This window comes from Bordetella genomosp. 6, assembly GCF_002119705.1.
Classification (GTDB): domain Bacteria; phylum Pseudomonadota; class Gammaproteobacteria; order Burkholderiales; family Burkholderiaceae_B; genus Bordetella; species Bordetella bronchiseptica_F.
In genome coordinates this window covers 4,157,009-4,173,808 of the sequence record NZ_CP021107.1, presented here as the reverse complement: position 1 = coordinate 4,173,808, position 16,800 = coordinate 4,157,009, and the positions used below count along the sequence as shown (strand labels likewise).

Here is a 16,800-nt window from a genome sequence, read left to right as displayed (position 1 = left end):
CCGTGCGCGCAGTCACTCCAGCCAAGACTCGCCTCCGTAGATGGTCTTGAGCATGGCGGCGTCCAGCCCCTTGCCGTCGCCGTCGTACACGACATGGCCGCCCGACATGCCGACGATGCGGTTGGCGTAGCGCCGCGCCAGTTCGACATCATGGATGTTGACCAGCACGGGGATGCCGTTGACGCTGCCCTGTTCGGTCAGCAGCTCCATGATCTCGACCGAGGTCTTGGGGTCCAGCGACGAGGTCGGCTCATCGGCCAGCAGCAGTTGCGGCCGCTGCATCAGCGCGCGCGCGATGCCGACGCGCTGGCGCTGGCCGCCCGACAGCGCGTCGGCGCGCTGGTCGGCGAAGCCGGCCAGGCCCACCGTGTCCAGCAATTGAAAGGCGCGTTCGATGTCGGCCGGCTCGAAGCGCCGCATCCAGGCATTGAGCGCCGAGGTGTAGCCCAGCCGTCCGGTCAGCAGGTTTTCCATCACGGTCAGGCGCTCGACCAGGTTGTATTCCTGGAACACCATGCCGATGCGCCGGCGCGCGCGGCGCAACGACTGGCCGCGCACGCGGGCCAGGTCCACCGTGCCCTCGGCGTCCTTGAGCACGATTTCGCCGCTGGTCGGCTCGATCAGGCGGTTGATGCAGCGTAGCAGGGTACTTTTGCCGGTGCCCGACGGCCCGATGATGGCCGTCAGGCCCTGGCCCGCGATATCGAGATCGATGCCGTTGAGAACCGGCTTGCCGGCCCGGTATTCCTTCACCAGGCCGGTGATGCGCAGAGACGTCGCCATGCTTACTGCTTGCCCTTGCTCTTGGCGGTTTCGCGGTCGTAGGCCGCGCGGTTGAACTTCTCGCCGCCGGATTCGGCCACTTCGCGCACGATGGCCCAGTCCTTCTGGTAGGTCACCGGATAGAAGCGGTCGGCCCCGTCAAACGCTTTCTTCATTTCGTCGGGGAAGCGGTAGTCGTAGAAGCACTTGAGCATCTTGTCGCGGAAGGCCGGCTCCAGGTCGTGCGCGTAGGCAAACGACGAGGTCGGGAATTTCTCGCTGCGATAGATCACGCGGAAATCCTCTTCCTTGACCTGGCCGCGCTCGGCCATGCGCTTGAACACGTCGGAGGCGACCGCGGCGGCGTCGTAGTCGCCCGAGTTCACGCCCATGACCGACTGGTCATGCTTGCCCGAGAAAATGACCTTGTAGTCCTTGTCGGGCGTCAGGCCTTCCTTGGGGAACAGGGCGACCGGCGCCATGTGGCCCGAGTTCGACGAGGGCGCGGTGTGCGCCAGCTTCTTGCCCTTGAGGTCGGTCAGCTTCTGGTACGGGCTGTCCTTCTTGACGATGACGATCAGGTTGTAGCCCTGGAATTCGTCCGCGTAGCCCTTGACCGCGAACGGGACCGCGCCGGCGATGTTCACGGCGAAGGCGGTCGGGCCGGTCGAGAAGCCGCCCACGTGCAGCCGGCCCGAGCGCATGGCTTCGATTTCGGCCGCGTTGCTCTGCACCTGGTAGAACACCACGCGCTTGCCGGTGCACTCGCTCAGGTGCTTGGTGAAGGGCTTGAAGATGTCTTCGTAGACGGCCGGGTCTTCCACCGGGGTATAGGTGAAGACCAGCGTCGATGGCGTTTTCAGCTTGGACTTGTCGGTCGGCGTATCGGCCACCAGGTCCTTGTTCGCATCGCAGTACATATCGTCCAGATCGCCGCGATTCGAACATGCGGCGTCGGCCGCCTGCGCGGTGTGGGAACCGAAAATCAGGGCGGTCACGGCGGCGGCTTGCAGCAGGCGCTTGGCTTGCATGGGCGTCTCCTCGGAGTGCGTTTGGTATATGAATTGTCACGTTATTCAAACACAAACGAGCCCACCCGCGCACTCGGTGAAGTCCCTGTCTTTCTTTTCGTCTTTTGTTCGTTTTGTTCGTTTTGTTTTCTTTTTTGTTTCGAACGCTTCAGTTGCCGCGGTAACCCAGCTTGCGCGAGATTTCCTGGGCGCAGGCCAGCAGCGGCCGGGCGATGGCGCCGGTGAAGGACGCGTCGAACAGGCCGGTCGGCCCGAGGCTGGTCAGCGCCAGCACGATGCCGCCGGTGTGGTCGAACACCGGCACCGACAGGGCGTCCACGCCGGGCAGGGGGTTGCCCAGCGCCCGGGCCATGCCGTGCACGCGGATGTCGGCCAGCATGGCCTCCAGGTTGGCGCGGGTGGTCTTGCGCGGCGTCAGGCTGGCGATGACCGCGGCGTCGCCGTCTTCGCGGGCGATGTAGTGCTCGGCCACCTTGGGGGGCAGCCAGGCGGCGAACACCTGGCCGGTGGCCGTGTGCAGCATCGACATCACCGTGCCCTTGCGCATGTTGACATGCACCGGGTAGCTGGCTTCGGTGATGTGGATCATGGTCGGGCCGTGCGAGCCCAGCACCGCGATGCCCAGGGTGTGGCCGATCTCGGATTGCAGCTTGTCGACTTCGGGCAGGGCCACCCGCACGGGATCGAGCCGCTGCAGGCTGACCAGGCCCATCTGCAGGGCGAACGGCCCCAGTTCATACTGGCCGGTGACGGTGTCCTGCTGGACCAGGCCGACCCGGGTGAAGCTGACCAGGTAGGGGTGGGCCTTGGCCGAGGTCATGCCGGCGGCGCCGGCCAGGTCGCGCAGCGTCAGGGGGCGGCCGGCGTCGACCAGCGCGGCCAGCAGCGGAAAGCCGACCTCGACCGACTGGATGCTGCGGCGGCCGTCATTGCCTGGCGCGGCGGCGGGCTTGGCGGTGGATCTGGCGGCGGACATGGCGCTTATCCCCGGCTCGCCAGCAGGCGCTCGGCCATCTCGACGAAGCCGTCGCCGCCGCGCGCGGCCGCGACGAACGCCGGGCGATGCTGGATGCGATGCAGCTGCGACTGGATGTTGGCCACGCCCACCGAGATCGGGAAGAACTTGAACATCGGCTCGTCGTTGGGCGAATCGCCGATGAACAGGGTGTGTTGCAGGGCCGAATCGATGTCCAGGCCGAACTCGCGCTCGAACAGGGTGCGCGTCATGGTCAGTTTGTCGTAGTCGCCGAACCAGCCGTTGACGTGGATGGAGCTGACCTTGGCCTGCGCCCCGGCTGCGTGGAAGATTTCGACGATGCGCCCGACCGCGCTGTCGGGCAGCGCCGGGACGTCTTCGCAGAAATCGATGGCCAGGTCCGCCACCCGGTAATCCTGGTCGCTGGCCACGGCGGTGCCCGGCACTTCGCGCAGCACCCGTTCGCGGATGGCCTGCAGCGCCTGCCGGTTGGCCGCGCGGGTGGCGCCGTCGGCCCAGTAATGCGCGTTCATGCGGCGCGCCGAGCGGTCATAGGCGTAGTAGAACGCGCCGTTCTCGCCCACGACGGCCCGCACGGGCCACATCCGCGCGATGTGGTCGCACCAGCCGGCGGGCCGGCCAGTGATCGGCACCACTACGATGCCGGCCTGCTCAAGGCGTTCCAGCGCCGCGTAGGCGCCGGCCGGCAGGCGGCCTTCCGTGGTCAGGGTGTCGTCGATGTCGGTCAGTACGATGCGTACCGACGCGGCTACCGGGGCTGGCATGGCCGCAAGCGCTTGCATGGGGCTCCTCGAGGGGATTTGTCGTTATCGGGGCGCGATTCTCAAGCGCGAAGTTTACCGTGCGCGCGCGGCCCGCCGCCGCGCGGGGCGCGACCGCGCCAAGGGCGCTAAAATTGCAGCTTTCCAGCCTGGACGCGCCCGATTCATGTCTGCCCAGATTTCCCCGCTCAACGCCGGCGCCGCGCCGGAGTCTTTCGGCATCGCCTCGGTGCCCGAGATCATCGCCGAATTGCGGGCAGGCCGCATCGTCATCCTGGTCGACGAAGAAGACCGCGAGAACGAGGGCGACCTGGTCATGGCCGCCGAGTTCGTCACGCCCGAGGCCATCAATTTCATGGTGACCCACGGCCGCGGCCTGGTGTGCCTGACCCTGACCGAAGAGCGCTGCCGGCAGCTGGACCTGCCGTTGATGGCCAGCCGCAACGGCACTCGATACGGCACCAATTTCACGCAATCCATCGAGGCCGCCGAAGGCGTGGAAACCGGCATTTCGGCCGCAGACCGCGCCCGCACCATCCAGGTCGCGGTGGCGCGCGACGCCCAGCCGTCCGATCTGGTGCAGCCCGGCCACATCTTCCCGGTGCGCGCGGTGCCTGGCGGCGTGCTGGTGCGCGCCGGCCACACCGAGGCCGGCTGCGACCTGACCGCCATGGGCGGGCTGACCCCGGCGGCCGTGATCTGCGAAATCCTCAAGCCCGACGGCACCATGGCGCGCCTGCCCGACCTGGTCGAATTCGCGCGCGAGCACAACCTGAAGATCGGCACCATCGCCGACCTGATCCAGTACCGCAGCGAGCACGAATCCATCATCGCGCGCATGGGCGAGCGCATGATGCAGACCCCCTGGGGCGATTTCCGCTGCATCGCCTACCGCGACGACGCCACGCGTTCGCCACATCTGGCGCTGGTACACGGTAATATCGATCCCGAGCGCGAGACATTGGTGCGGGTGCATGAACCCGCCTCGCTGCTCGACGTGCTGGACACCGGCGCCAGCCCGCACAGCTGGAGCGTGGGCCAGGCGCTGCACGCCATCGCCGCCTCGCCGGCCGGCGTGCTGGTGCTGATGAACTGCCAGTCGTCCACTGAACACCTGTTTGGCCAGATCGCCAACTGGGACGGCCCCGCCGAGCGCGCGGCCACCCAGGAAGGCGACCGATTCGGACTGCGCACCTACGGCATCGGCGCGCAGATCCTGCGTGATTTGAACGTGGGCCGCATGAAACTGCTGGCCCGTCCCCGCAAGATGCCCAGCATGGCGGGCTTCGCCCTCACCATTACGGGTTACGATTGCGCCCCTCCGAACCTACGCAACGACTGAACAAGGCCGACACATGAATCCCTACATCCTTACCCCCGACCTGAACGGCGAAGGGCTGCACATCGGCATCGTGCGCGCCCGTTTCAACGAAGAAATCGGCCAGGCCCAACTGCAGGCCTGCCTCGAGGAACTGGGCAAGCTGGGCGTGGACGAGCGCGACGTGATGGTGGTCAGCGTGCCGGGCGCGCTGGAACTGGGCGTGGCCCTGGCGCGCATGGCCGAAAGCTATGAATTCGACGCGCTGATCGCCCTGGGCGCGGTCATCCGCGGCGAAACCTATCACTTTGAAGTGGTCAGCAACGAGAGCGCCGCGGCCATCAGCCGTATCGCGCTCGAAACCGGCATCCCCGTGGCCAATGGCGTGCTGACCGTCGATACCGACGAGCAGGCGCAGGCCCGTGCCGCCGGCAAGGGGGCCGATTGCGCCCAGGTGGCCGTGGAGATGGCCAACCTGGCGGCGGCGCTCGAGCCGGAAGAAGACGACGAAGACGAAGACGACGAGGACGAAGATTTTGACGACGAAGAAGACGACGGCCGCTGATAACGCGGTGCAGGCCCGCGCCAACGCGCGCAGCGCGCGGCGCCGCGCGCGCGAGTTCGCGCTGCAGGGCGTGTACGCGTGGCTGTTGCGCGGCGGCGAGGGCACCCAGGACGCCGGCGAAATCGACGCCCACCTGCGCGATGCCGAGGATTTCTCCGAGGCCGACGCGCAGTGGTTCAAGACGCTGCTGCACGGCGTGCTGCGCGAGGCGCCGGTGCTGCGCGAGCGGTTCCTGCCGTACATCGACCGGCCGCTGTCCGAGCTGTCGCCGGTCGAGCACGGCATCCTGCTGATCGGCAGCTTCGAGCTGGTGCACCATGTCGAAGTGCCGTACAAGGTTGCCATCAACGAGGCGGTCGAGCTGGCCAAGTCGTTCGGCGGCACCGACGGGTTCAAGTTCGTCAACGGCGTGCTCGACAAGCTGGCGGCCGACGTGCGCACGGCCGAAGTCCAGGCGGCGCCGCGGCGCTGACCTTCCGCGGACGCGCCGGCGCGGCGCGTCCGTTCGCGTTTGCTGGCAGGAGTCGCCTTGGCGTCCGAGTTCGACCTGATCGCGCGGTATTTCACCAGGCCGGCTCCCGATGGCGTGCTCGGCGTGGGTGATGACTGCGCGCTGTTTCCGGTGCCGCCCGGCCAGCAAGTGGCCACCAGCACCGACCTGCTGATCGAAGGGCGGCACTTCTTTTCCGATGTCGATCCGCAGGCGCTCGGCTACAAGGCGCTGGCCGTCAACCTTTCCGACCTTGCCGCCATGGGCGCGCGTCCCATCGGCTGCCTGCTGGGGCTGGCGCTGCCCGGCGTGGACGAAACATGGCTGGCGGCGTTCGCGCGCGGCTTCCAGGCCCTTGCCGATACGCACGCCTGCCCGCTGATAGGCGGCGACACCACCCGCGCCCCGCAAGGGCTGCTGGCCATCAGCGTCACCGTGTTCGGCGCCGTGGCGCCTGGCCAGGCGCTGCGCCGCGCCGCCGCGCAGCCGGGCGACGACATCTGGGTGTCCGGGGAGCTGGGCGCCGCCGATATCGCCTACCGGCTGCTCGATCGCCAACTGCCCGCCGACCCTTTGCGTCTGGCCGCCACCCGCGCGGCGCTGGAGTGGCCGCGGCCGCGCGTCGAGCTGGGCCTGGCGCTGGCCGGTCTCGCCCGCGCCGGCATCGACATTTCGGACGGCCTGCTGCAGGACCTGGGCCACATCCTGGCCGCCAGCGGCGTGGCGGCCGAATTGCGTTACGACGCGCTGCCCGTCGCGGCCGCGCTGGCGGGCCTGCCGTCCGAGGCCGTGCGCCGCGCCGTGCTGGGCGGCGGCGATGTCTACGAACTGTGCTTCACCGCCGACCCGGCGCATCGCCAGGCCATCGCGCAGGCGGCGCGAGACGCGGGCGCGCCCGTCAGCCGCATCGGCCGCATCCAGGCCGGACAAGGACTGCGCGTGCTGGACGCCGACGGCGCGCCGCTGGGCGACTTGCCGGGCGGTTTCGATCATTTCTCCGACACAACGGACCAGCCGGCCCCAGGCCGCCGACCATGAGCCCGCCCGATACCCCCTCCGACCCGACTTCGATGCAGGCGCGCGCGCGCGTGTCCTATCCCGGCTGGAGCTGGGTGCGCGCCCGGCCCGCGCGCCTGCTGGCCTTCGGCCTGGGCAGCGGCCTGCTGCGCCCGGCCTCGGGGACCTGGGGCACCTTGCTGGCCTGGCTGAGCTGGTTCGTCTTCGCGCCGCTGGCGCCCGACTGGGCGCTGGGCATGGGCATTGCCGCGGCGTTCGCCTATGGCTGCCGGGCGTGCGGACAAGCCGGCCGGGAACTCGGCGTGTCCGACCACGTCGGAATGGTATGGGACGAAATCGTGGCGTTCTGGCTGGTGCTGTGGCTGGTGCCGCAGACCGTCGCCGCCCAGGCGCTGGCGTTCATCCTGTTTCGCGTGTTCGACATCGCCAAGCCGCCGCCCATCAAGTATTTCGACGCACGCATCAAGGGCGGCTTCGGCGTGATGTGGGACGATATCGTAGCCGCCGCCTATACCTTGCTGGTCATGGCGATCCTAGTCCGCATGGGAGCATTCGCATGAGCTTGCACGACACCCAGGGGCGCGCCGGCCTGGCGCCCACGCCGCTGACGGCGGCCGCCATCCAGGGATTGGCGGAAATGGTCGGAGAGGCGCTGCTGCGGCGCGACTGGATGATGGGCACCGCCGAGTCGTGCACCGGCGGGCTGCTGGCCGGCGCGGTCACATCGGTGGCGGGCTCCAGCGACTGGTTCGAACGCGGCTTCGTCACCTACAGCAATGCGGCCAAGGTCGCCGAACTGGGCGTCTCGGGCGAGACGCTCGATCACTATGGCGCGGTCAGCGAGCCCGTTGCGCTGGAAATGGCCAACGGCGTCCTGCTTGCCACGCCGTCCGCGCAAGTCGGGGTGTCCACCACGGGCATTGCGGGCCCGGGCGGCGCCACGCCGGGCAAGCCCGTCGGCATGGTGTGCTTCGGCTTCGCCATGCGCGCCCATGGCGGCATCACCTCGCGCGCCATCACCCACGTCTTTCCCGGCGACCGCGCCCAGGTGCGCAACGCCTCGGTCGAGTTCGCGCTGCGCGGCATCCTGGAATTCCTGGGGGAGCCGGTCAATCGAGGCTGACTTCCTCGGGTGCCTGTCCCCCTTCGGGGACAGGCACACGGGGGGGTCAGGTTCTTACCGCGTTGATGGCATCGCGCAGGCCGCGCGCGGCTTCGCCGGCGGCCTGGCGCCAGTCGTCGCCGGTGCTGGCGTACAGGATGGCGCGCGACGAGTTGATCATCATGCCCGCGCCGGCGCTGTTCGCGCCGGCCTGCACGGTGGCGTTGATGTCGCCGCCCTGGGCGCCGATGCCCGGCACCAGCAGCGGCACGGCGTCGCCGATGCGTTGGCGCACCGCCGCCAGTTCGTTCGGGAAGGTCGCGCCGACCACCAGGCCGCACTGGCCGTTGGCGTTCCACTTGTCGGCCACCAGGCCCGCCACATGCAGGTACAGCGGCTGGCCGTCGGCCATTTTCAGGAACTGCAGGTCCGAACCGCCGGGATTGGACGTGCGGCACAGCACGATCACGCCGCGGTCGCCCCAGGCCAGGTACGGCTCGACCGAGTCCAGGCCCATGTAGGGGCTGACCGTCAGCGCGTGCGCCTGGTAGCGTTCGAAGGCCTCGCGGGCGTAGTTCTCGGCGGTGGAACCGATGTCGCCGCGCTTGGCGTCCAGCACGATGGGCAGGTCGGGGTGCTGCGCGCGGATGTGCTGGCACAGGGCTTCGAGCTGGTCCTCGGCGCGGTGCGCGGCGAAATACGCGATCTGCGGCTTGAAGCTGCACGCATACGGCGCGGTGGCGTCGACGATGTCGCGGCAGAACTGGAAGATGGCGTCGGGCTTGCCTTCGAGTTCGCGCGGAAAGCGCTTGGGGTCGGGGTCCAGCCCCACCTGCAGCAACGATTGGCTGGCGCTCCAGGCGTGTTCGAGTTTCTTCAGGAATGTCATGGCGAGGTCAGTGCAGTTTGACCCTGGGACGGGTGCGCCGCATCAACAGGCGCGCCAGGGCAAGCGTGGCGGTCCGCGAAATACCGAGCACCGCGCGGTGGTGCATCAGGTGCAGACTCATGTACATCAGGCGCGCCAGTGTACCGCTTACGAACAGGCCGCGTCCGGCCAGCTTGCCCATCAGGCTGCCCACCCCGGACCCCTGGCCCAGCGAAACCAGCGAGCCGTGGTCGTGGTAGGCGTAGGCGTCGGTGGGTTCGGCGGCATTGCGCAGGCGGGCCGTCAGCTTGCGCGCCAGGTAGTCGGCCTCCTGGTGCGCCGCCTGCGCCCGGGCCGGCACGGTGCGCCCGTCCTTCCAGGGCGCCGCGCAGCAATCGCCCAGCGCCAGGATGTGGGGGTCGGGGCTTTCCAGGCGTTCGTTGACTTCCAGCTGGCCCAGGCGGTTGAGCGGCAGGCCCAGTTGCCGGAACAGCGGCGGCCCCTCGATGCCGGCGGCCCACAGGCACATCGTGGCCTCGAAGCGCCGGCCGTCGGCGGTGGCCACGTGGTCGGGGCCGACTTCGGCGACCCGGCAATCGGTTTCGACGCGCACGCCCAGCTCGGTCAGGCGGGCGTGGGCCGCGCGCGAGATCTTCTCGGGCAGGGCCGACAGGATGCGCGGCGCGCCTTCGACCAGGGTGATGACCAGGTCGCGGTCGGCGCGGAAATTCGGCAGCCCGTAGGCGCTGACCACATGGCTGGCCTCGATCAGTTCCACGGCCAGCTCGACGCCGGTGGCGCCGCCGCCCACGATGACCAGGTCCAGGCGCGCGGAGGGGTCGTGGACCTTGCGCAGGTCCACCTGCACCATGGCCTTGAGCATGGTCAGGCGGAACTGCTCGGCGTTCTCGGTGGTGTCCAGGGTGACGGCGTGCTCGGCCGCGCCCGGCGTATTGAAGAAGTTCGACGTGCTGCCCAGGGCCAGCACCAGCGTATCGTACGCGAGCTCGCGCGGCGGCAGGACCTGCTGGCCGGAGGGATCGGCCACCGCGCCGACCTGGATCTGGCGCCGCTCGCGCTCGATGCCCCGCAATTCGCCTTGCGCGAACGTGAAGTTGCACATGTTGGCCAGCATCAGGTAGGACAGGCCTTCCTGGTGGATGTCCAGGGTGCCGGCGGCGGCTTCGTGCAGCGAGGGTTTCCAGATATGGAACGGGCGGCTGTCGACCAGCGTGACGCGCTCGCGCCCGTGGGCGCGGCCCAGCTTGGCGGCCAGTTCGAGGCCGCCGGCGCCGCCGCCCACGATGACCACGCGATGAGGGGAACCTGTATTCGGGGTCTGCGTCATGCGCCAAGTATAGAGTGGCCCGGCGCGCTTGGATACGGCGCCGCCGCGGCTCAGTCCAGGACGAAGCGGCTGATCAGCACCGCCACCCAGACGGCCAGGGTGAACAGCAGCATCAGCATGACCGCCGCGCTGCCGAGGTCCTTGGCCCGGCCCAGCAGGGGGTGGGTCTCCACCGACAGCGCATCGGCCAGCGCCTCGATGGCGGAATTGAGCAGCTCGGCCACCAGCACCAGGATGACCGAGGCGATCAGGATGAAGACTTCGTCGGTGGTGCGGCCCAGGAAGAACGCCGCGGGCACCAGCAGGATGGCCAGGACCAGCTCCTGGCGGAATGCCGCCTCGTACTTGATGGCGGCCTTCAGCCCCTGCAGCGAGTAGCGCAGCGCATTGAGAATGCGGCGCAATCCGCCTGTGCTCTTGAAGGGGGAGGGATGAGGGGTATGGGCCATGTTCGGAGTGTGAGGCGTCCAGGGTGGGCTGGCCGCGTTTTTAACAGATATGTGTTGCCCGCGTGAGCCCGACGACCGTATGCCGCCCATGGGGCGGGCGGCGGCCTTCAGGCGGGTGCGGCCCGGCGCAGGCTGCCGAAGCGCTCGGCGAACTGCCGGGTGAAGACGGCGCCGAAGAAGAAAATCTGCGCCGAATAATAGATCCACAGCAGCAGCGCGATCAACGAACCCGCCGCCCCGTACGCGGATACCGCCGCGCCGCGTCCGAGGTACAGGCCGATGCCCCATTTGCCGGCCAGGAACAGCGCCGCGGTCACGATCGCGCCGGGTATGACGTCGAGCCAGGGGATGCGCTTGCTGGGCAGCAGCTTGTAGACCACGGCGAACAGCGCGGCCACCACCGAGAACGAAAACAGGTTCGACAGCCAGTCGGCCGCCACCGCGAAGGCCGACGTGCTCCACAGATCGCCGTAGTAGCCCTTGGCCGCGCCCAGCGCCGCGTTGATGGTCAGCGAAAGCAGCAGGAACAGCGCCAGCACCAGCACCAGGCCGAACGACAGCATGCGGCTGCGCACCAGCCCCTGCAGCCCGCTCTTGTCTTCCTTGACGTCCCACAGCTCGTCCAGGCTGGCCTTGAGTTCGGCGAAGGCCGTGGTCGCGCTGAACACCAGCACGCATATCGACAGCAGCGCGGCCAGCCAGCCGCTGCCCGATTCGTGCGCGCTGGCCAGCACCGTCTGGATCACCTCGGCGCCGCGCTCGCCGGTGAGGTCGCGCACCTGGCTGAACAGTTCCGAGCGCACGGCCTCTTCGCCGAAGAAGGCGCCGGCCACCGCGATCACCAGGATCAGCATCGGCGCCAGCGAGAACACCATATAGAGCGACAGCGCCGCTCCCTTGCTGGAAGCGCGGTGGCGCGACCATTCGCGCGCCGAATCGGCCAGCAGGGCGCCGATGTCACGGAGGTGGGGCAAGCGGATCTGGCGTGGCAAGCGCATGGCCTCGGGTTGGATGGGACAGCGTGGTGGCGGAAGTATCGGCCGCGGCGGGCCGCGGTTCGAGGAGATTTTCCCGGCCTCATGGCGTCGTGCATGACTCTCGCAAGAAAGCACGGCAATTCAGGAAAGCTCTTGTGGAGTGTCGGACATCCTCCGGCATTCATTATGACGTGGGCCTCGGATACTGCGCAAATCCCCGCATGGCCCGTGCCTGATTCCATCGGGACGCGGTCGTTTCCTTGGCGTCGCCGGCTTCGTGCGACAGGCGGGGCGGTTTGTTCAACTTCCCTTTTGGTGGCACATGTATCTAGATAGACTCCGTCAATGTCCGTCTGCCTTGCAGATCCCGCGTTCAGCGTGGCGCCTGCATGCGTTGGCCGCGGCCCTGGCGCTGGCCGGCCTGACCCGGTTGGCCCCCGCGGCCGCGCAGGCGCCGCAGCCGCCCGTGGCCGGCGCCCCGCACGCGCGGGACGCCGGGCAGGAAGGCGGGATCGATCACCGGGACCGTTCGCACATCATCGTCTTCGACAGCGGAGTCGGCATCAATATCGACGACGATCCCGACGAGTTCGGCGATACGGCGCCCCCCACGCTCAAGGAGGTCCACATCTCGCTGGAGCACGCGATTCCGGCGAATACGCCGGCCATCGGGGTGCGCGTCAGCGGCGCGGGCAGTGCGCTGACGCTGGCCGGCTCGAGCATCGATGCCGCCGAGGGCGGCATCCCCGTGGTGGTACGGCGCGGCGGCACGCTGGAGCTGGCCGGCGTCACCGTGGCGGGCGGGGAGGGGATGGACCCGATGACGGTCTCCGACGCCGGCAGCCGCCTGAACGTGCGCGGCGGCGTGCTGAGCGGCGAAGCGCCGGGCGTAAGCCTGGTCCGGGCCGCGCAAGGCGGCCAGGCGAGCATCGCCGACGCGACGCTGCGGACCATCCTCGGGCCCGCGCTCATCGCCGACGGCGGCTCCATTTCCGTCGCTGGCGGTTCGATCGATATGGACACGGGCCCGGGGTTCCCGCCGCCGCCTCCACCGCGTCCCGGGGCGCCGCTGGCGGCGCATCCGGCGCTCGATCGCGTTGCCGCGGTGCAGGCCGGCCAGGACGGCAAGGTGGCGCTGCGGGATGTCGCGCTGCAGGTTCGCGGGCCGCAGGCGACGGGCGTCTACGCGTATATGCCCGGCAGCGAAATCGCCTTGCAGGGAGGCGCCGTCAGCGTGCGGGGCGAGGACGGGGCCGGCGTGGTCGCCGGCGCGGGCCTGCTCGAAGCCCTGCCGCCCGGCGGCACGGTGCGGCTGGACGGGACCACGGTGTCGACCGACGGCGCCAATACCGATGCCGTGCTGGTGCGCGGCGACGCAGCCCGCGCCGAGGTCGCCAACGCCGTGCTGCGCACCGCCAAGAGCCTGGCCGCCGGCGTATCGGCCCAGCATGGCGGACGCGTCACGTTGCGGCAGACCCGCATCGAGACCGCGGGCGCGGGGGCCGAGGGCATCTCCGTGCTCGGCTTCGAGCCGGAGGCCGGCTCCGGCCCGGCCACCGTCGACATGCAGGGCGGCGGCATCGTCACGACCGGCAACCGCGCCGCCGGCATCGCGGTTACCCACGGCAGCGCCCGCCTGGCAGGCGTGGCGGTACGCGCCGAGGGCAGCGGCTCGAGCGCCGCGCAGCTGGCCAACGGCACGCTGGTCGTCAGCGCCGGGTCGCTGGTCTCGGCCCAGGCCGGCGCGATCAGCGTGACCGGCGCGCCGCTGAAGCTGATGCCGGACGCCCTTGCCCGCAGCAAGGTCTCGGTCCGGCTGACCGACGGCGCCACGGCGCAAGGCGGCAATGGCGTGTTCATCCAGCAGCGTTCCACCATTCCCGTGGCGGTTGCCCTCGAGAGCGGCGCCCTGGCTCGCGGCGATATCGTCGCCGACGGCAACAACGCCGTCGATGCCGGGATCTCCCTCACCGTGGCCAGCGGCGGCGCCTGGCACGGAGCCACCAAGGCGCTCGAGTCGGCCACGCTGCGCGAGGGCGGAACCTGGGTCGTGCGCGCCGACTCCCAGGTGCAGAACATGTCGATGCGCGGCGGGCGGGTCGAGCTCCAGGCGCCCGCCCCCGGCGCCTCCTACAAGACCCTGACCCTGCAGACCCTGGACGGCAGCGGGGTGTTCGTGCTGAACACCAACGTCGCCGCAAGGCAGAACGACCAGTTGCGGGTCACCGGCCGTGCCGATGGCCAGCATCGCGTGCTGGTGCGCAATGCCGGAGGCGAGGCCGACAGCCAGGGCGCCCGTCTGGGCCTGGTGCATACCCAGGGGCAGGGCAACGCCACCTTCCGGCTGGCCAACGCCGGCGAGGCGGTCGACCTGGGTACCTGGCGCTACGACCTGGTGGAGGATCCGCAAACGCGCGTCTGGAGCCTGCAGCGCGCGGGCCAGGCCCTGTCGGGGGCGGCCAATGCCGCCGTGAACGCGGCGGACCTTTCCAGCATCGCGCTGGCCGAATCCAACGCGCTGGACAAGCGCCTGGGCGAACTGCGCCTGCGCGCCGACGCCGGCGGGCCATGGGCGCGTACGTTCAGCGAGCGCCAGCAGATCAGCAACCGCCACGCCCGCGCCTACGACCAGACGGTCAGCGGGCTGGAAATCGGCCTGGATCGCGGCTGGAGCGCGCCGGGCGGGCGCTGGTACGCCGGCGGCCTGCTTGGCTACACCTATGCCGACCGCACCTATCCCGGCGACGGCGGCGGCAAGGTCAAGGGCGTGCACGTCGGCGGCTACGCCGCCTATGTCGGCGATAGCGGCTACTACCTCGACACCGTGCTGCGCCTGGGCCGCTACGACCAGCAATACAACATTGCCGCCACCGACGGCGGCCGCGTCACCGCCGACTACCGCGCGCGCGGCGCCGCATGGTCGCTCGAAGGCGGACGGCGGTTCGAGCTGCCCAACGACTGGTTTGCCGAGCCGCAGGCCGAAGTCATGCTGTGGCGCACGTCAGGCAAGCGCTATCGCGCCAGCAACGGTCTTCGCGTCAAGGTGGACGCCAACACGGCCACCCTGGGCCGCCTGGGCTTGCGCTTTGGCCGGCGCATCGCCCTGGCCGGCGGCAACATCGTGCAGCCCTACGCCAGGCTCGGCTGGACGCAGGAGTTCGACAGCACTGGCGATGTGCGCACCAATGGCATCGGCCATGCCGGCGCGGGCCGCCATGGCCGCGCGGAGCTGGGCGCGGGCGTCGATGCCGCATTGGGCAAGGGCCACAATCTGTATGCCTCGTACGAGTACGCGGCGGGCGACCGGATCAACATTCCGTGGTCGTTTCACGCCGGCTACCGCTACAGCTTCTGAGCGAGCGCCATGAAAAAACCCCGCCAGGCGAACCTGGCGGGGTTTTTTTCGGGAAGACCGGCCGCGGCAAGCCGCGGCGGTTTCGGCCGGGAAAGGCGGAACTTAGAAGTCCATGCCGCCCATGCCGCCCATGCCGCCGGGCATGGCCGGAGCAGCAGCGGGCTTGTCTTCCATCAGCTCGACCACGGCGGCCTCGGCCGTCAGCAGCAGGCTGGCCACCGAAGCGGCGTTCTGCAGCGCGGTGCGGGTGACCTTGGTCGGGTCCAGCACGCCTTGCTCGACCAGGTCGCCGTACTCGCCGGTCGCGGCGTTGTAGCCGTAGTTGCCCTTGCCGTTGAGCACGGTGTTGACCACCACGCTGGCTTCGTCGCCGGCGTTGGTGACGATGGTGCGCAGGGGCTCTTCGACAGCGCGCAGGATCAGCTTGATGCCGGCGTTCTGGTCAGCCGTGTCGCCCTTCAGGCCGGCGATGGCCTGCTTGGCGCGCAGCAGCGCAACGCCGCCGCCAGGAACCACGCCTTCTTCCACCGCGGCACGCGTGGCGTGCAGGGCGTCTTCGACGCGAGCCTTCTTTTCCTTCATTTCGACTTCGGTGGCGGCACCGACGCGAATCACGGCAACGCCGCCGGCCAGCTTGGCCACGCGCTCTTGCAGCTTCTCGCGGTCGTAGTCCGAGGTGGCTTCCTCGATCTGGGCGCGGATCTGCTTGACGCGCGCTTCGATCGACTTGCCGTCGCCGGCGCCGTCGATGATCGTGGTGTTTTCCTTGGCCACTTCGATGCGCTTGGCCTGGCCCAGGTCCTGCAGCGTGGCCTTTTCCAGCGACATGCCGGTTTCTTCGGAGATCACCGTGCCGCCCGTCAGGATGGCGATGTCTTCCAGCATGGCCTTGCGACGGTCGCCGAAGCCCGGGGCCTTGACGGCGGTGGTCTTCAGGATGCCGCGGATGTTGTTCACGACCAGGGTGGCCAGCGCTTCGCCTTCGACGTCTTCGGCGATGATCAGCAGCGGACGGCTCGACTTGGCGACTTGCTCCAGCACGGGCAGCAGGTCACGGATGTTGCTGACCTTCTTGTCGTAGATCAGGACATACGGATCGTCCAGCGCGGCGACTTGCTTTTCCGGGCTGTTGATGAAGTAGGGCGACAGGTAGCCGCGGTCGAATTGCATGCCTTCGACGACATCCAGTTCGTTTTCCAGCGACTTGCCGTCTTCGACGGTGATCACGCCTTCCTTGCCGACCTTGTCCATCGCGTCGGCGATGATCTGGCCGATCGAGGCGTCGCTGTTGGCCGAGATCGAGCCGACCTGGGCGATTTCCTTGCTGGTGGTGACCGGCTTGGACAGCTTCTTCAGCTCTTCCACGGCGGCGGCCACGGCCTTGTCGATGCCGCGCTTGAGGTCGATCGGGTTGAAACCGGCGGCGACGTACTTCAGGCCTTCCTGAACGACGGCCTGGGCCAGCACGGTGGCGGTGGTGGTGCCGTCACCGGCGTTGTCGGAGGTCTTGGACGCGACGTCCTTGACCAGCTGGGCGCCGATGTTCTCGAACTTGTCCTTCAGTTCGATTTCCTTGGCGACGGACACGCCGTCCTTGGTCACGGTCGGGGCGCCGAACGAGCGCTCCAGCACGACGTTGCGACCCTTGGGGCCCAGGGTGGTCTTGACGGCGTTGGCGAGGACGTTCACGCCGCGCACGATGCGCACGCGGGCTTCGTCGGCAAACAGAACTTGCTTGGCAGCCATTGTTAGCTTCCTTA

The 16,800-nt window shown here is 69.0% G+C and carries 16 protein-coding genes; 7 read left to right on the top strand and 9 right to left on the bottom strand.

All coding sequences use genetic code 11. The features are described 5' to 3' along the window. Positions 1 to 12 precede the first annotated feature (12 nt). The 4 genes from phnC to CAL11_RS19655 all read right to left on the bottom strand — a co-directional run bounded on the left by phnC (position 13) and on the right by CAL11_RS19655 (position 3,572). Entirely contained in the window at positions 13 to 783 is a 771-nt protein-coding gene (gene phnC, locus CAL11_RS19670; protein WP_086093948.1) for a phosphonate ABC transporter ATP-binding protein, read from the bottom strand. 2 nt (positions 784 to 785) lie between these two features. Next, positions 786 to 1,793 carry a phosphate/phosphite/phosphonate ABC transporter substrate-binding protein gene (phnD, locus tag CAL11_RS19665; RefSeq protein ID WP_086093947.1) on the bottom strand — a complete coding sequence of 336 codons (1,008 nt, stop codon included), beginning with the start codon at positions 1,791 to 1,793 and terminating at the stop codon, positions 786 to 788. Between the two features lie 148 nt (positions 1,794 to 1,941). Then, positions 1,942 to 2,769 carry an IclR family transcriptional regulator gene (locus tag CAL11_RS19660; RefSeq protein ID WP_086093946.1) on the bottom strand — a complete coding sequence of 276 codons (828 nt, stop codon included), beginning with the start codon at positions 2,767 to 2,769 and terminating at the stop codon, positions 1,942 to 1,944. Between the two features lie 5 nt (positions 2,770 to 2,774). Beyond that, complete coding sequence (locus CAL11_RS19655; RefSeq protein ID WP_086093945.1) at positions 2,775 to 3,572, bottom strand: HAD-IIB family hydrolase; 798 nt, start codon at positions 3,570 to 3,572, stop codon at positions 2,775 to 2,777. 145 nt (positions 3,573 to 3,717) lie between these two features. Here CAL11_RS19655 and ribBA point away from each other — a divergent pair, with 145 nt between their 5' ends. From ribBA to CAL11_RS19625, 6 genes are read left to right on the top strand one after another with little or no spacing between them, the layout of a single operon-like run. Then, positions 3,718 to 4,893 carry a bifunctional 3,4-dihydroxy-2-butanone-4-phosphate synthase/GTP cyclohydrolase II gene (gene ribBA / locus CAL11_RS19650; protein ID WP_086093944.1) on the top strand — a complete coding sequence of 392 codons (1,176 nt, stop codon included), beginning with the start codon at positions 3,718 to 3,720 and terminating at the stop codon, positions 4,891 to 4,893. A 13-nt stretch (positions 4,894 to 4,906) separates the two neighbouring features. Further along, complete coding sequence (gene ribH, locus CAL11_RS19645; protein WP_003808598.1) at positions 4,907 to 5,434, top strand: 6,7-dimethyl-8-ribityllumazine synthase; 528 nt, start codon at positions 4,907 to 4,909, stop codon at positions 5,432 to 5,434. A gap of 7 nt (positions 5,435 to 5,441) precedes the next feature. After that, positions 5,442 to 5,906 (top strand): transcription antitermination factor NusB, encoded by a 465-nt coding sequence (gene nusB, locus CAL11_RS19640; RefSeq protein ID WP_080699837.1) that lies wholly within the window; start codon positions 5,442 to 5,444, stop codon positions 5,904 to 5,906. A 39-nt stretch (positions 5,907 to 5,945) separates the two neighbouring features. Continuing rightward, on the top strand, positions 5,946 to 6,962 hold the full coding sequence (gene thiL / locus CAL11_RS19635) for a thiamine-phosphate kinase (protein ID WP_086093943.1): 1,017 nt from the start codon (positions 5,946 to 5,948) through the stop codon (positions 6,960 to 6,962). Continuing rightward, positions 6,959 to 7,501 (top strand): phosphatidylglycerophosphatase A family protein, encoded by a 543-nt coding sequence (locus tag CAL11_RS19630; protein ID WP_086093942.1) that lies wholly within the window; start codon positions 6,959 to 6,961, stop codon positions 7,499 to 7,501. The genes thiL and CAL11_RS19630 overlap by 4 nt, the downstream gene beginning before the upstream one ends. Further along, the gene (locus tag CAL11_RS19625) at positions 7,498 to 8,064 is read left to right on the top strand and encodes a CinA family protein (protein ID WP_003808604.1); all 567 of its coding nucleotides are present in this window, start codon (positions 7,498 to 7,500) and stop codon (positions 8,062 to 8,064) included. Before CAL11_RS19630 ends, CAL11_RS19625 begins: the two co-directional genes overlap by 4 nt. Before the next feature lie 46 nt (positions 8,065 to 8,110). On the opposite strand, the gene pyrF is transcribed toward CAL11_RS19625, so the two are convergent. The 4 genes from pyrF to CAL11_RS19605 form a co-directional block, all read right to left on the bottom strand. Continuing rightward, entirely contained in the window at positions 8,111 to 8,932 is an 822-nt protein-coding gene (gene pyrF, locus CAL11_RS19620) for an orotidine-5'-phosphate decarboxylase (RefSeq protein ID WP_003818873.1), read from the bottom strand. Positions 8,933 to 8,939: 7 nt separating this feature from the next. Beyond that, on the bottom strand, positions 8,940 to 10,259 hold the full coding sequence (locus tag CAL11_RS19615) for an NAD(P)/FAD-dependent oxidoreductase (RefSeq protein WP_086093941.1): 1,320 nt from the start codon (positions 10,257 to 10,259) through the stop codon (positions 8,940 to 8,942). A 50-nt stretch (positions 10,260 to 10,309) separates the two neighbouring features. Next, complete coding sequence (locus CAL11_RS19610) at positions 10,310 to 10,708, bottom strand: diacylglycerol kinase (protein WP_003808610.1); 399 nt, start codon at positions 10,706 to 10,708, stop codon at positions 10,310 to 10,312. A gap of 107 nt (positions 10,709 to 10,815) precedes the next feature. Then, positions 10,816 to 11,706, bottom strand: coding sequence for a YihY/virulence factor BrkB family protein (locus CAL11_RS19605; RefSeq protein WP_033464444.1), 891 nt, complete (start codon positions 11,704 to 11,706; stop codon positions 10,816 to 10,818). Positions 11,707 to 12,007: 301 nt separating this feature from the next. Between CAL11_RS19605 and CAL11_RS19600 the strand changes: the two genes are divergently transcribed. Then, entirely contained in the window at positions 12,008 to 15,040 is a 3,033-nt protein-coding gene (locus CAL11_RS19600) for an autotransporter outer membrane beta-barrel domain-containing protein (protein ID WP_086093940.1), read from the top strand. 102 nt (positions 15,041 to 15,142) lie between these two features. Here the strand turns inward: CAL11_RS19600 and groL are convergent, their stop codons facing one another. Further along, complete coding sequence (gene groL, locus CAL11_RS19595) at positions 15,143 to 16,786, bottom strand: chaperonin GroEL (protein ID WP_086093939.1); 1,644 nt, start codon at positions 16,784 to 16,786, stop codon at positions 15,143 to 15,145. Positions 16,787 to 16,800 lie beyond the last annotated feature (14 nt).